Genomic DNA, 14,561 nt, shown 5'->3' on the forward strand with positions numbered 1-14,561 from the left:
TTCCTCCTTTTCTACTCTAGCATATTAAAGTATCCTTAAAGAAAACTTATAAAAGAGGCTGGGACAAAAGTCCTAGCCTCTCAATTGTCTTTGGATTGTCGAGCAAGACGCAGTGGTTGAGTGGGCTCTACTACGCTGATTTCATCAGTTTTTATAGCCCTACTCAACTGTGCGGAGGTGGGACAACAAATCGAATTCTAACGAATTAACGATTTCTGTCCCACTCTCTTAAAATAGATTAAAAATTTTTAGGATAGAGAGATTTAGTTGAACCTGTCTAGAGTAATAATAGTTTCCCCCATCCACATAAAGTTCTCCACCCTGAAAGATAGAAATGGGGGTGATGTAGCGATAGGTTTTCCCTGTTGTATTCCCTAATATCGGCGCAACTGTATCTCTGGAGTATTGCTTAGCTAGTGCAAGAGTATTCTTTTTCCCATTTTGAGCGATAAAATCGATATAAGCAGGCCCGAAGTTATAAGCTTGAATGGCTGTCCAGACATCCACTCCTTTTTCCTGGGCTAGATAGAGATTTTCTGTCAAGGTTTGAACCCCTTGACGAATACTACTTGCATTATCATTTATGGTATCAGTAGAGCCGCTAGCAGATTCACTTGACTGCATCACGTCCCCTTCTTTACCCTTAGTTTCTGTATAGATCATAGCGAGCACAAGCTCTTCGTTTGCTGGAGTATCTCTTTCATTCAAGATTTCGCGAACCATGGGTTGGTAGGTCATGACTTGTTTGACATCCTGACGAATGAGATAAGCTTTATATCCAACGAAAAGGAAGATTGCTAGTACCAGCATTCTTCGTATAAATTTAAACATTATTTATTTTGAATATCCTCGATATTTTTGATTAAGATAGAGTAGGTTCCATTATCGTTTTGGATAAACTCAACTGATTCCGCATCTTGATAGACATTGTTTGGTACGATGAGTTCAATCCCGTTTGACAAGGAAAGTTTCTGATTCTCAAATCTCTTTAACTGACGACTGGCATCAATCTCATCAAACTGTACTGGCTCTGGTACTGCTTCTTTGACCTGGTCAATGAAGCTAAGTCGAGCAGTCAGATTATTGTCAAAAAGATCATTGGCTAATTTTTCTGGAGAAAGCTCATTGTTCTCTTCAAGATTGTTGAAAATGGCCGATTTTACCTTTGATTGAAATTGAAAATCATCTGTGTTAAAGGTTTCGGCAATCTTTTGAGCCGTTTTTTCTAGTTCCTTAATGGATTTCTTAGGTGAAATCTTTGGTTGTGCTTGAATAAGATTCTCGGAAAAGTAGTTCAAAAAGGCACCATTATACTTGATGCGTTTTTCAATCAAGTGGTACTTGCGACTTTGAAGATTAACAACTAGGGCCTCATCTGCTCCAGTTCCAAATCCAGGTAAGTTATTCTGTGTCAGTTTAATCGGATTGTCAACCTCGCCACCCAAGTGTATCAAGGTTTCACGCAAGGCAATTCGTAGAAATGCAAAGTGTTCGACTCCCTCTTTTGAAAACTGGACAAAGACCAAGTCATTTGTCTTTTGATTTTCAGATACAGAGAATTCCTCTTTCCAGAGATTGGCAATTGTCACAGATGTTTCCATTAGATCTTCTGTGATGTTGTTGAAAAAAGGATTATCTTCTTCGAAAATTCCAGTTTTGGCATCATCCGAATAAACGCGCTCCACTTTTTTACGCAAGTATTCCTCGATTTTAGGAGTGATATTGAGAAACTTATCCGCTAAGAACAACTCTGTATCATCAGGGCTGAACTGATGGATAATGGCTTTCTTAATATAAATGTCCATAAAATATTAGTCCTCGTATAATGGGAAGGCATCTGTCAAAGCTTTGACTGCACTTCTTACTTCTTCTAATACAGCTTCATTATCTGCATTCTTGAGTGCTTTAATGATGAGCTCTGCCACTTTTCGGCTTTCTTTTTCACCAAAACCACGTGCAGTTATTGCGGCCGCTCCGATACGAATTCCACTTGTCTTGAATGGAGACAAGGTTTCGTAAGGGATAGAGTTTTTATTTAGGGTAATGTTAACCTCATCAAGTAGGTTTTGAGCAACTTTTCCGTTCTCTACAACCTTGGTTACATCAACTAGGAAAAGGTGGTTCTCAGTACCTCCAGAGATAATACGGAAATCAGGATCTTGCAAGAAGACATCTGCCATAGCCTTGCTGTTCTTGATGACATTAGCAGCATATTCTTTAAAAGCAGGATCCAAGACTTCTTTGAAGGCAACAGCCTTAGCAGCGATAACATGCTCTAATGGTCCACCTTGAATACCAGGGAAAATAGCTGAGTTAATTTTCTTAGCAAGTTCTTCATCGTTAGTCAATATCAAGCCACCACGTGGTCCTCGAAGTGTTTTGTGGGTCGTTGTCGTTGTGATATGTGCATATGGAACTGGACTTGGATGAAGACCAGCTGCCACCAAACCAGCAATATGAGCCATATCAACCATGAGTTTTGCACCAACAGCATCTGCGATTTCACAGAATTTTGAAAAATCGATAATTTGCGAATAAGCTGAAGCTCCAGCAACAATTAGTTTTGGTTGCACTTCTTGGGCTTGTTTCAAGATAGCATCAAAATCCAAGACTTCTGTTTCAGGATCAACGCTATAAGAAACAAAGTTATAGGTTTGACCTGAGAAGCTGACAGGAGCTCCGTGGGTCAAGTGACCACCCGCAGCTAAATCCATCCCCATAACTGTGTCACCTGGTTCAATCAATGCCATGTATGCTGCACAGTTAGCCTGACTTCCTGAGTGGGGTTGTACATTGGCAAATTTAGCTCCGAAGATTTCCTTAGCGCGTTCAATTGCTAAAGTTTCGATAACATCTACTACATCAGTTCCACCATAATAACGACGTCCTGGGTATCCTTCAGCATATTTATTAGTCAAAATAGACCCTTGCGCAGCCATTACAGCCTTAGATACAACATTTTCGGATGCGATCAATTCAATGTTGTTTTGTTGGCGCTCTTCTTCTCTGGCAATGGCATTCCAAAGGTCTGCGTCATATGTTTTAAAATCATCTTTGTCAAAAATCATAGGCCTTCTCCTTTAATCAATTTAATAAATCGTTTCTGTATTTTATCGCAGGTATAACCAACTTTTTCATAGAAAGTATGAGCGCCAATACGATGGTCTGCAGAGTTCAAACGTATAAACTTATAGTCACGTTTTTCTGCTTCTTTCTCTAATCCTTCGAGTAAAGCTTTTCCGATTCCCTTACCTTGCATTTGGGGTAAGACCGCTAAAGCCAAAATATTAAATCCTGCATGTGAATAGAGTGATTCGTAGACTTCAGCATGAACATAACCTAGGAGATCATGGTTGCTTAAACCCTCGAAACCTAGTAGGAAGTGATGGGAATCTTGAGACAACTTCGCTAGCTGACTAGCTGTTTCCTCTGGGCTAAAAGCATAACCTAAAGCCTCTTTGTTAATCTCATAAATAGATTCAACATCTGTTTCTTTCAAAGCACGTAGCATATTATACCTCCTTAAAAGGGATTGCTGGTATCTTGGCAAGAATATCTTCTCGAGTAATTGAACCTTGGCGTAGAATTTTCGCCTTGTCACCAGATAAGTCTATAATAGTCGAATCTTGACCTGTTAAAAAAGCATCATCTTCGAGTCCCAGAACCTCTTGTCCGAAGTCTTTTAAAATTTCTTTAAAGCTAACTCCACTTGATTGGCCTGAGATATTGGCAGAAGGTCCGATTAGGGGGCCAAATTCACGAATCAACTCCAGAGTTACAGGATGACTCGGCATCCGAAATCCCACTGTCATCAATCCTGAATTGACCCAGTCAGGAACCTTGTCATTAGCTTCTAGGATAATGGTCAATGGGCCTGGCAAAAAACTTTCAACGAGTTTTTGTAAATAAGGTGGCTGATTCTTAGAAAAGTTCAAGATATCTTCTAGACCTGCGACATTGAGATTAAGCGCCTTGTCTCTTGGTCGACCTTTAAGCTGGTAGACATGATCAACAGCTTTTTCATCCAGTGCTTTAGCAAAGAGGCCATAAACTGTTTCAGTCGGCAAAACTACAGCTCTACCTTGTTCCAACTCTTGCTTAATGTTCTCCATCATCAATGACAACCATCCTATCTTGGCCAAATTGGTCCTTCAGAGTGCGAACTCGTTTTTCAGGAAAATGTTGCCTGAAGAGAGCGGGAACACTTTGACCTTGTTTGTAGCCAATTTCAAGATAAATCTTACCACCATCATTTAGATAGTTCTTGGAATCTTTTGCGATTCTGCGATAAATCGCTAAACCATCTTCATCTGCAAAGAGAGCCAGATGGGGTTCTGAATGAAGAACATTCAAACCGACTTCTTCTCGATCTTCACGAGAAATGTATGGTGGATTGGATACAATTATATCATATTTTGCAGAAATTTCGGAGAAACAGTCAGATTTGATAAATGAGAGATTTAGATTTTGAGCCTTAGCATTCTCCACTGCTAGTTCTAAAGCATCCTGAGAAATATCTGTAGCCGTAACCGACCAATCTGGTCTATTTTTAGCTAGAGCAAGAGCAATCGCTCCGCTCCCTGTCCCAATATCAAGTACTGAAAGATTCATTTCAGGATTTTCAGCCAAAATGACTTCTACCAACTCTTCTGTCTCTGGGCGAGGAATCAAGACTCGCTCATCCACCTTTAACTGCATGCCAAAGAATTCAGCAGAACCAATGATGTACTGGGCAGGTATATGTACTGCTAATTTCTTGTAAATTTCCTCCACAAATTCTTTTTCTTCCTCTGTGACTTCTTGTTGGAGAGCGAAAACGAAGTCTGTAAAAGAGAGATTTTTCAGGCTACGATAGACAAAGGAGAGGCTTTCTGCTTCCTCTCCTTTTGCGATTAACTTTTCCTCAAAATCTTTAAACATTTGAGCTAATTTCATTATTTATTTAATTCTTCCAATTTTTGTGTTTGGTCATAAAGAACCAAGGCATCTACAACTTCATCCAATTTACCAGCTAAAATTGTATCAAGTTTTTGTAGAGTCAAGCCGATACGGTGGTCTGTTACACGGTTTTGTGGGAAGTTATAGGTACGGATACGTTCTGAACGGTCACCAGTACCGATAGTAGACTTACGCTCAGCATCTTGCTCATCTTGCGCAATCTGTGCAAAGTGGTCAGCAACACGCGCACGGATGATCTTCATGGCTTTTTCGCGATTCTTCTGCTGGGTACGTTCTTCCTGCATCTCAACCTTGATATTAGTCGGCAAGTGAACGATACGAACGGCAGTCGCAACCTTATTGACGTTCTGTCCGCCAGCACCTGATGCGTGGTAGATATCAACACGAAGGTCTTTTGGATCGATATCGTATTCTACTTCTTCTACCTCAGGCATGACGAGAACAGTCGCAGTCGAGGTATGTACACGGCCTTGGCTCTCTGTCACAGGAACACGTTGCACACGATGGGCACCAGACTCATACTTAAGCTTAGAGTAAACAGACTGACCTGACACCATGGCAACCACTTCTTTGAAACCACCGACACCGTTCATAGAAGCCTCCATGACTTCAAAGCGCCAGCCTTGGGCTTCAGCATACTTTTGATACATGGTTAGAAGGTCTCCAGCAAAAAGTGCTGCTTCGTCTCCACCAGCTGCCCCACGGATTTCAAGGATGATGTTCTTGTCATCGTTTGGATCCTTTGGAAGAAGCAAGATTTTCAATTTTTCTTCGTACTCTTCTTTTTCAGCCTTAGCATCTTTGAGTTCCTGCTTGGCCATTTCTTCCAAGTCCGCATCTCCGCCAGATTCTTTAATCATTTCTTCAGCATCGACGATATTTTGGAGTACTTGTTTGTATTCTCGGTAAGCTGTTACCGTGTCACGAGTCGAAGCTTCTTCTTTTGAAAGCTCCATGAAACGCTTGGTATCAGAGACCACATCTGGGTCACTGAGCAGTTCTCCTAGCTCTTCATAACGGTCTTCTACAGCTTGTAGTTGATCATAGATATTCATTCTTACTGATTCTCCTTATTGATTTCAGGGGCAAAATAATGTTTGCGGCATACCGAGATATAGGTTTCATTGCCACCAATCTGGATTTGTTCTCCATCATAAACGGGCAGCCCATCCTGTGTACGCAACACCATGGTCGCCTTTTTCTTACAATACTGACAGATGGTTTTGATCTCATCAATCTTATCTGCTAAGAGTAAGAGGTGTTTTGATCCTTCAAAAAGTTCATTTCGAAAGTCGTTCTTCAAACCAAATGCCATAACAGGTATGTCTAACTCATCGACGACACGAGCTAAATCATAAACATGATGACGTTTCAGAAACTGGGCTTCATCGACAAGAACACAGTAGGGCTTTTCAGGTAAATCTCGAATAAATCCAAAAATATCCGTAGTATCATCGATAGCAACTGCTGGTCTTTTCATCCCAATCCGACTTGAAACATAGCCAACACCATCACGTGTATCCAGAGCTGAAGTCATGATGACAACACTTTTGCCTTGCTCCTCATAGTTATAGGCTACCTTGAGAATCTCGATGGTCTTTCCTGAATTCATGGTCCCATAACGATAATACAACTGTGCCATGTTTCTATTTCACGTCCATTTCTAATTTTCTGCTACATTCTAGTATATCATATTTTCCAAAAGCTTTAAACGGCAAAATGTGGTAAAATAGAAGAAATCAAAAACTAGTGGAGGAAGCTATTATGCCATTTGTACGCATCGATTTATTTGAAGGTCGCACGCTCGAGCAAAAGAAAGCCCTAGCAAAGGAAGTAACCGAAGCTGTGGTTCGTAACACTGGTGCACCACAATCTGCTGTTCACGTTATTATTAACGATATGCCGGAAGGAACTTACTTCCCGCAAGGGGAAATGCGCACTAAGTAAAGCTTAAGCAATATGCTTAGGCTTTTCTTAATAAGTGGCATTCGTTGAATAAAACACTATATTTTGTTACAATTTTAAGAGATATTAGTCTATAAAAGCAAACGAATAAAATTTAAAGGAATTGAAATGATCACACGTGAATTTGATACCATTGCAGCAATCTCGACACCGCTTGGAGAAGGCGCTATTGGTATTGTCCGCCTAAGCGGAACAGAAAGCTTTGCCATCGCGCAAAAAATTTTTAAAGGCAAGGACTTGAGCAAGGTTGCTAGCCACACACTGAACTACGGCCATATTATCGATCCTTTGACTGGTAAGGTACTGGATGAGGTTATGGTAGGAGCTATGAAGTCTCCAAAAACCTTCACTCGTGAGGATATTATCGAAATTAACACCCACGGTGGGATTGCCGTAACCAATGAAATCCTCCAACTAGCTATCCGTGAAGGGGCACGTATGGCAGAGCCTGGTGAATTTACCAAGCGTGCCTTTCTCAATGGTCGTGTGGACTTGACTCAGGCCGAAGCTGTTATGGATATTATCCGTGCTAAGACTGACAAGGCCATGAATATAGCAGTCAAACAGTTAGACGGTTCTTTATCAGACTTGATTAATAATACTCGTCAGGAGATTCTTAATACCTTGGCTCAGGTTGAGGTTAATATCGACTATCCTGAGTACGACGATGTGGAAGAAGCCACTACTGCTGTTGTCCGTGAAAAAACTATGGAGTTTGAACAGCTCTTGACCAATCTTCTAAAAACAGCCCGTCGTGGTAAAATTCTGCGTGAAGGGATTTCAACGGCTATCATTGGACGTCCAAACGTTGGGAAATCAAGCCTACTCAACAACCTCCTACGTGAAGACAAGGCCATTGTAACTGATATTGCTGGGACTACCCGTGACGTCATTGAGGAATACGTCAATATCAACGGTGTTCCACTCAAATTGATTGATACTGCAGGTATTCGTGAAACAGACGATATTGTGGAACAAATCGGTGTTGAACGCTCCAAGAAGGCCCTCAAGGAAGCGGACTTAGTTCTACTAGTCCTAAATGCTAGCGAACCTCTAACTCCTCAAGACCGACAACTTCTTGAAATTAGCCAAGATACCAACCGTATCATCCTACTGAACAAAACTGACCTACCAGAGGCTATCGAAACTGAAGAACTTCCAGAAGATATTATCCGCATTTCAGTCCTCAAAAATCAAAACATCGATAAGATTGAGGAACGTATTAATGAGCTCTTCTTTGAAAATGCTGGACTTGTTGAGCAAGATGCCACTTATCTATCCAACGCTCGCCACATTTCCTTGATTGAGAAGGCAGTTGAAAGTCTGCAAGCTGTTAACGAAGGGCTCGAACTCGGTATGCCAGTCGATCTCCTTCAAGTTGATTTAACCCGTACTTGGGAAATCCTCGGAGAAATCACTGGTGATGCTGCGCCAGATGAGCTTATTACTCAATTGTTTAGCCAGTTTTGTTTGGGTAAATAACATAAAAAGAGGCTGGGACAAAAGTCCTAGCCTCTCAATTGTCTTTGGATTGTCGAGCAAGACGAAGTAGTTGAGTGGGCTCTACTACGCTGATTTCATCAGCTTTTACAGCCCTACTCAACTGTGCGGAGGTGGGACGACGAAATCGAATTCTAACGAATGACCGATTTCTGTCCCACTCTCTTTTTCTTACAATTTCTAAACTAGATCCTACCTTAGCAGATAGCTGAAACAAACCTTATACTCAATGAAAATCAAAGAGCAAACTAGGAAACTAGCCGCAGGTTGCTCAAAGCACTGCTTTGAGGTTGTAGATAGAACTGACGAAGTCAGTAACATATATACGACAAGGCGACGTTGATGCGGTTTGAAGAGATTTTCAAAGAGTATTTCTAGTTCTTTCCTATTTTCACTTAGTCTTTGGGTAATTTCCCAGCTTTTTCAAGCATTTTTTTGATTAAATAAGGCATCTTGACATTTTCACGACCTTTTTTCTCAATCAATTTTTTAACAAATTCTGGCATTTGTAAATCTTGTGATTCATCTAAAATATTTTTTGTTTCATCCGAAGGGACTAATTCATCAAAGGTCTCTTCTTCTGGGAAGAATTCTCTAAATTCTTTATGTTCGTTAGCTCGGACAGTATTAACCAAGGCATCAATCAAACGAGAATCTGTATTTGGCATTGGTGGACGATGGTAGTTCACCCCCAATTCCTGACACAATTCATAACATTCCACATCATTGTCAAACAAGACTTCAATGTGCTCACTGATAAAACTAATAGGTACAAAAATATAATGATTTGGATGTTCTTTCTGTTCTCTGAGATACTCCAAAACATCTGGCTTAATCCAAGGAATACCAATATCACTTTCGCTCTGCCAAGTATTGGTATATTGCTCTGGATTCAAGTCTAATTTTTTAGCAATTAACTTGCTATTTTCAAAAATTTGATCGATATAGGGATCACCAAAATCCAAGGCGAAAATGGGCACACTGTGGGCAGAAAAGATGACTTTAAAGCTATCCTGCTTTACTTCTTCATTTAAAATCTTAGCAATTTCATCTGCCCAATAGTTTAAAAGCGATCCTTCTTGATACCAGTCCTTAATGACTAAAAACTGAATTTGTTTGCTTTCTAAAAATTTCTCATAGCCCATAACAGAGTAGAAAGAATAATGGGGCTCCAAAATCAAGCAAATACACTGCTCAATGCCGTCTGCTTCCATCTGACCAATCACATCTGGAATAAAGGGTCTAGAAAACTTATTAGCAAAATAGACACTATATTCATGTCCCAATCTAGCTTCTACCAAGGCAACCTCTTCACGGGTAATTTTTTGCAGAGGAGTTCCTCCAATTCGTACGTAATTATCATAGAGAGTTTGAATCTCGTGATCTTGAGGTCTCACCCCACGACGAATGTTTGTGAAAAAATCAGCTACACTTTCAAAGGTAATCTCTTCTGGTGAACCAAACGTCATCATTAAAATTGCTTTTTTCATAATCTAATCCTTGTGATATTTTTATCTTTTTTATTGTATCACTAAACCACTCATAAGTAAACGTTAACATAAGGCTGTTATCAACTTTCCTAATTTTGTTTTTATCATCCTTCTATGATACAATGGATTAAAAGAAATGAAAAAGGAGTTTTTATGAAATACCCTACACTACTAGAGCGTTTTTTGACTTATGTCAAGGTCAACACTCGTTCTGATGAGCAGTCAACTACTACACCGAGTACTCAAAGCCAAGTAGACTTTGCGACTAATGTCCTCATCCCAGAGATGAAACGTGTTGGTTTGCAAAATGTCTATTACTTGCCAAATGGTTTTGCGATCGGTACTCTTCCAGCTAACGATCCTAGCTTGACTCGTAAGATTGGATTTATCTCCCACATGGATACAGCTGATTTTAATGCTGAAGGTGTTAACCCGCAAGTTATTGAAAACTATGATGGCGGTGTTATCGAACTTGGAAATTCTGGTTTCAAGCTTGATCCGGCAGATTTCAAGAGCTTAGAGAAATATCATGGACAAACGTTAATTACGACAGACGGGACTACCCTTCTCGGTGCTGATGATAAATCAGGTATCGCTGAAATCATGACAGCTATCGAATACCTAACTGCTCATCCTGAGATTAAACACTGTGAAATCCGTGTCGGCTTTGGACCTGATGAAGAAATCGGTGTCGGTGCCAACAAATTTGATGCCGAGGACTTCAATGTTGACTTTGCTTATACAGTTGACGGCGGACCTCTTGGAGAATTGCAATACGAAACCTTCTCTGCTGCAGGTGCAGAACTTCACTTCCAAGGTCGTAATGTTCACCCAGGAACAGCTAAGGGACAAATGGTTAACGCCCTTCAGTTAGCCATTGATTTCCACAACCAACTTCCAGCTGGTGACCGACCTGAATTGACTGAGGGTTACCAAGGCTTCTACCATCTCATGGATGTGACTGGTACGGTCGAGGAAGCGCATGCCAGCTATATCATTCGTGACTTTGAAAAAGAGACTTTCGAAGCTCGTAAAGCTGCCATGCAAGCTATTGCTGATAAGATGAACCAAGAACTTGGTAGCAATCGTGTTACTTTAACATTGACAGACCAGTACTACAACATGAAGGAAGTCATCGAAAAAGATATGACCCCAGTAACCATTGCAAAAGCTGTTATGGAAGACCTTGGTATCACACCTATTATCGAACCAATTCGTGGTGGAACTGACGGATCTAAGATTTCCTTTATGGGAATTCCAACGCCAAATATCTTCGCTGGTGGCGAAAATATGCATGGCCGTTTTGAATACGTCAGTCTTCATACTATGGAACGTGCAGTCGACACTATTATTGGAATTGTAGCTTATAAAGACTAAAAAAAGACGAGGTAGCTAAGCTACTTCGTCTTTTCCTTATTCTGCTACTTTTTCTGTTGATTCAGGAGTTGTAACTGTAGCTTTTGAGCTTGAATCATCTTGTTTATCACTTGCTGATTCTTTGTTTGTCTCAGCTTGGGTAGCTTTTGTTCTAATTTCTTGATTCAATAAGAGGATTTCTTGAGCAACCGTTAGCAAAGCTTGTTTATCTTTACTTGCTGCTGCCAATTTATCGAATAGGGCATCTACTTTTTCAAAGTCAGCATCTGAACCATTATTCAATTCCAAATAGCTATGGAGAGCAATGATACCGTTATAAAGCTGTTGATAGAGAGCCATGACCTCTGGATCTTGTTTTGCATTTTCACGTTCATTCTGAATAGTCTGTGAAATGCGTTTTAGAAGATCTTGGACTTGTGTATTTAATTCATCAAGGTCTGAGTCTTCTTTCTCCAACGCGGTTTTCAAATTTTTCACTTCGTCAGCGAGTGAAGCTTTAACACCCTCCTCGTTGACTTGAGCCACTAATTCATCAGCTTTTGTTAGCAATTCTTCTACTTGCCCTTTTAAGACATGGTTACTTTGTTCCTCAGGTTTAATATCATCATACAAACCTTTCAAGAACTCATAAACAGCAGTTTTAGCACTATGACCATCTACTTTTTCTGTATCTAAGATTGTTTCAGAAGTCTTGCTTGCAACTGGTTCATTTTTCAGTGCTTCTTCAACTTCTAGTTTTGTTTGATAGATTTCTGGGAAGAGTTTGTTCAAGTCAGTTGCCTTAAGGAAGGATTGTGACTGGTAAAGAGTCCACGTTAAGTTTGCAACTTTATTGCGGAGATTGTCATTTAAACGTCCATCAGAAAGATGTTGATAGAAATACTTGATGTATTCGACCGTTGTAACTCCAGTACGATCATTAAAATCTTGCAAAGCTTGTAACTTAGCTTCAACTGCATCTAAACCAGCCTCATCTTGGGCTAGTTTATTTTCTTGAAGTTGAGTCAAGAGATCCTTTTTAGGAAGTCCATAAGCATCTGTATCCAAGGTATTGATCTTATCTACTAAAGCTTGATATTTTTTGTCTAAAGGACTGATTTCTGTTGGTTTGACACTTGAGTCAATATGGATATACTGCTTATCAAACAAATCCAAAGCTGCAAGATATCCTGCAGTTGAGTTGGTTGAAAGTTTCTTCATATTTTCAGAGAATTGCCCCAAAGCAAGCTCGATCTGTCTTTGCTGAATTGGTTTATCTTTATAAATTTCGCGACTCTCTGCCAAGAGTTGATCAACCTTATACTGTACTGCTTTTTCATCAAAAGCACCAGGTTGGTAAGTTGTTTGCAAGGCCGGGATTTTATTTTTCAAAGCGACTTCATAACCTTTAGTTTGAACCTTGATATAGTGGTTATGGTCTCCATGAGGAATGACGAAACTACCATTTTCAACCTGCAAACTATAAGGAGAGACGCCATCACGTAGAGCCGTCGTATAGAGTTCATTTAAGAAATCAAGTTCTGCATCACCAGTCTGAAGCGGAATTCTAACGTGTTCCTTACGAACGGCGTAAGGGTGAATGTGAGTTGGGTCATAAGCCTGGTCTGGATTACCAAATACAAAGAATCCATTTGAAATTCTGATAGCCTCAAGCGGAACGCCATATGTTTTAGAAATATAAGCTATTTTTTCTTCATCGCTGGCATCTCGAGAGAAACTTTCAACCGTCTTGGCAAGAGGTTTAACAGGTTCTGTCTGCTGATGGCCATGAAGGTGGTCTTGTGCAGCCTTAATCTGCTCTGCTGATAGATCTTTCTTAAAGAAATAATGGGCATGATCTCCATGTGAAACTACAAAACCTTGCTCATCTTCACTTATCACTCGTTCAGCATCGAATCCGTGATTGTGGTCTTCTCCATGGTGGTCATCATGCCCGTCTTCATCATGGTGTTCATCTGATGGATTAGGTTTAACTTCGGCTTTGCCTTTCAAGTTTTCCTGAGCTTCTTTAATCTGTTGGGCCGTCAAATCTTTCTTGTAAAAATAATGTTTGTGGTCTCCATGTGACACTACGAATCCTTGGTCGTCCTCGCTAATCACTCGATCAGCAGCGAAGTCATGGTCATGCTCCTCTTCATGGTGATGATGATCATTTTCGTGATCTTCTTCGTGATGATGATTTGCATCTTCGTGGTCATGGTGGTGTTCATGGCCTTCACTTGGTTTACTTGGAGTTTCTACAGGATTTGATGGTGTTGCAAGACCTGAAAGTGGTATTAAACGTGCAATCTTTTGCTCCAGAGCAGACATGCTACTATAAGGGATGAAATGGTAATGATTTCCATGAGGGATAGCAACTCCATTAGCCGTACGACTGGTAATTTTAGCTGGATCAAATACCAAACCATCAGATTCTTTATAGCGTTGACTAACTGGTAAAGCGTAAAGCTGTTCTAGAAGTTTTTGAAGATTATTTTCTTCTTGTACAGGATTGCTTGTAGCTGGTTTCTCTACTGGATGACTTGGTTCAACACTTGGAGTCGGTTTGTAATCTGTTGAACTTGGTTGACTTCCTCTTCCGGCCAGATAAGCTTGTGCAGCAGCCAATTCGGTTGAGGATAAGGCACTTTTTGGAACGTAATGATAATGCCCACCATGAGGAACGATATAAGCGTCACCGGTATCCTCTAGAATATCCGCAGGATTAAAGACGTAGCCATCATCCGTAGTATATCGACCTTGAGCTCGAGCAGCGATTACTTCCTTAGAGTCACTGCCTCTATCAGATGTGTGTTCTTGTTTTTGTTTCTCGATTTGGTCTTTGGTACGAATATTATCAGCATGACTTGCATCCTTCAGATAGACATAATATTTGCCATCCACCTTGATGATATAGCCACCTTTAATCTCATTGACAATATCTCCATCACTTAGTTGATAGTTTGGATCCTTCATGACCAAGTCTTCGCTAAAGATAGCATCATAAGGTACCTTGCCATTGTAAAAATGAAAATGATCACCGTGAGAAGTCACATAACCTTGGTCAGTTATTTTTGTAACAATTTGTTCGGCTTCTATTCCTTCTTTTTGATTGACTAGATCAGGTGTCAGATTTTCATTCTTTTTAGCATCCGGCTCCTTGCTCTCAATATAAGATACACGGTTATTATCTTTATTTTCAGGTGTTTGATGCTTGTTTAGAACATAAGCACAAACACTTAAGGTAAGGAACACTGCAGATCCTGCTAAATATTTTTTATTAATCTTCAT

13 protein-coding genes are annotated in these 14,561 nt (G+C 40.2%); 3 read left to right on the top strand and 10 right to left on the bottom strand.

Features of this window, described 5'->3' with window-relative positions; genetic code table 11:
• Positions 1-228 precede the first annotated feature (228 nt).
• Genes ACVC7R_RS01650 through ACVC7R_RS01685 form a run of 8 tightly spaced genes read right to left on the bottom strand, consistent with a single transcriptional unit; the run spans position 229 to position 6,601 of the window.
• Positions 229-831, bottom strand: a complete 603-nt coding sequence (locus ACVC7R_RS01650) for a lysozyme family protein (RefSeq protein ID WP_447263248.1) — start codon at positions 829-831, stop codon at positions 229-231.
• Positions 831-1,805 (bottom strand): nucleoid-associated protein, encoded by a 975-nt coding sequence (locus ACVC7R_RS01655; protein WP_447263249.1) that lies wholly within the window; start codon positions 1,803-1,805, stop codon positions 831-833. The genes ACVC7R_RS01650 and ACVC7R_RS01655 overlap by 1 nt, the downstream gene beginning before the upstream one ends.
• Positions 1,806-1,811: 6 nt before the next feature.
• Positions 1,812-3,068 (bottom strand): serine hydroxymethyltransferase, encoded by a 1,257-nt coding sequence (gene glyA, locus ACVC7R_RS01660; protein WP_447263250.1) that lies wholly within the window; start codon positions 3,066-3,068, stop codon positions 1,812-1,814.
• Complete coding sequence (locus tag ACVC7R_RS01665) at positions 3,065-3,511, bottom strand: GNAT family N-acetyltransferase (RefSeq protein ID WP_447263251.1); 447 nt, start codon at positions 3,509-3,511, stop codon at positions 3,065-3,067. The genes glyA and ACVC7R_RS01665 overlap by 4 nt, the downstream gene beginning before the upstream one ends.
• Position 3,512: 1 nt before the next feature.
• Positions 3,513-4,115, bottom strand: coding sequence for an L-threonylcarbamoyladenylate synthase (locus ACVC7R_RS01670; protein ID WP_447263252.1), 603 nt, complete (start codon positions 4,113-4,115; stop codon positions 3,513-3,515).
• On the bottom strand, positions 4,099-4,935 hold the full coding sequence (gene prmC, locus ACVC7R_RS01675) for a peptide chain release factor N(5)-glutamine methyltransferase (RefSeq protein ID WP_447263253.1): 837 nt from the start codon (positions 4,933-4,935) through the stop codon (positions 4,099-4,101). Before prmC ends, ACVC7R_RS01670 begins: the two co-directional genes overlap by 17 nt.
• Positions 4,935-6,014, bottom strand: coding sequence for a peptide chain release factor 1 (prfA, locus tag ACVC7R_RS01680; RefSeq protein ID WP_006148466.1), 1,080 nt, complete (start codon positions 6,012-6,014; stop codon positions 4,935-4,937). The genes prmC and prfA overlap by 1 nt, the downstream gene beginning before the upstream one ends.
• A 2-nt stretch (positions 6,015-6,016) precedes the next feature.
• Positions 6,017-6,601, bottom strand: a complete 585-nt coding sequence (locus ACVC7R_RS01685) for a thymidine kinase (RefSeq protein WP_447263254.1) — start codon at positions 6,599-6,601, stop codon at positions 6,017-6,019.
• 122 nt (positions 6,602-6,723) lie between these two features.
• Between ACVC7R_RS01685 and ACVC7R_RS01690 the strand changes: the two genes are divergently transcribed.
• Both ACVC7R_RS01690 and mnmE read left to right on the top strand, forming a co-directional pair.
• Positions 6,724-6,906, top strand: coding sequence for a 4-oxalocrotonate tautomerase (locus ACVC7R_RS01690; RefSeq protein ID WP_001117401.1), 183 nt, complete (start codon positions 6,724-6,726; stop codon positions 6,904-6,906).
• Positions 6,907-7,032: 126 nt separating this feature from the next.
• The gene (gene mnmE / locus ACVC7R_RS01695) at positions 7,033-8,406 is read left to right on the top strand and encodes a tRNA uridine-5-carboxymethylaminomethyl(34) synthesis GTPase MnmE (protein ID WP_447263255.1); all 1,374 of its coding nucleotides are present in this window, start codon (positions 7,033-7,035) and stop codon (positions 8,404-8,406) included.
• A 413-nt stretch (positions 8,407-8,819) separates the two neighbouring features.
• Here the strand turns inward: mnmE and hemH are convergent, their stop codons facing one another.
• Positions 8,820-9,914 (bottom strand): ferrochelatase, encoded by a 1,095-nt coding sequence (gene hemH, locus ACVC7R_RS01700; RefSeq protein ID WP_447263256.1) that lies wholly within the window; start codon positions 9,912-9,914, stop codon positions 8,820-8,822.
• A 153-nt stretch (positions 9,915-10,067) separates the two neighbouring features.
• On the opposite strand from hemH, the gene pepT reads away from it, so the two are divergent.
• Positions 10,068-11,291 (top strand): peptidase T, encoded by a 1,224-nt coding sequence (pepT, locus tag ACVC7R_RS01705; RefSeq protein ID WP_447263257.1) that lies wholly within the window; start codon positions 10,068-10,070, stop codon positions 11,289-11,291.
• A gap of 36 nt (positions 11,292-11,327) precedes the next feature.
• Here pepT and ACVC7R_RS01710 read toward each other — a convergent pair whose 3' ends face one another.
• Positions 11,328-14,561, bottom strand: a complete 3,234-nt coding sequence (locus ACVC7R_RS01710) for a pneumococcal-type histidine triad protein (RefSeq protein WP_447263258.1) — start codon at positions 14,559-14,561, stop codon at positions 11,328-11,330.

The organism is Streptococcus sp. Z554, assembly GCF_053010305.1.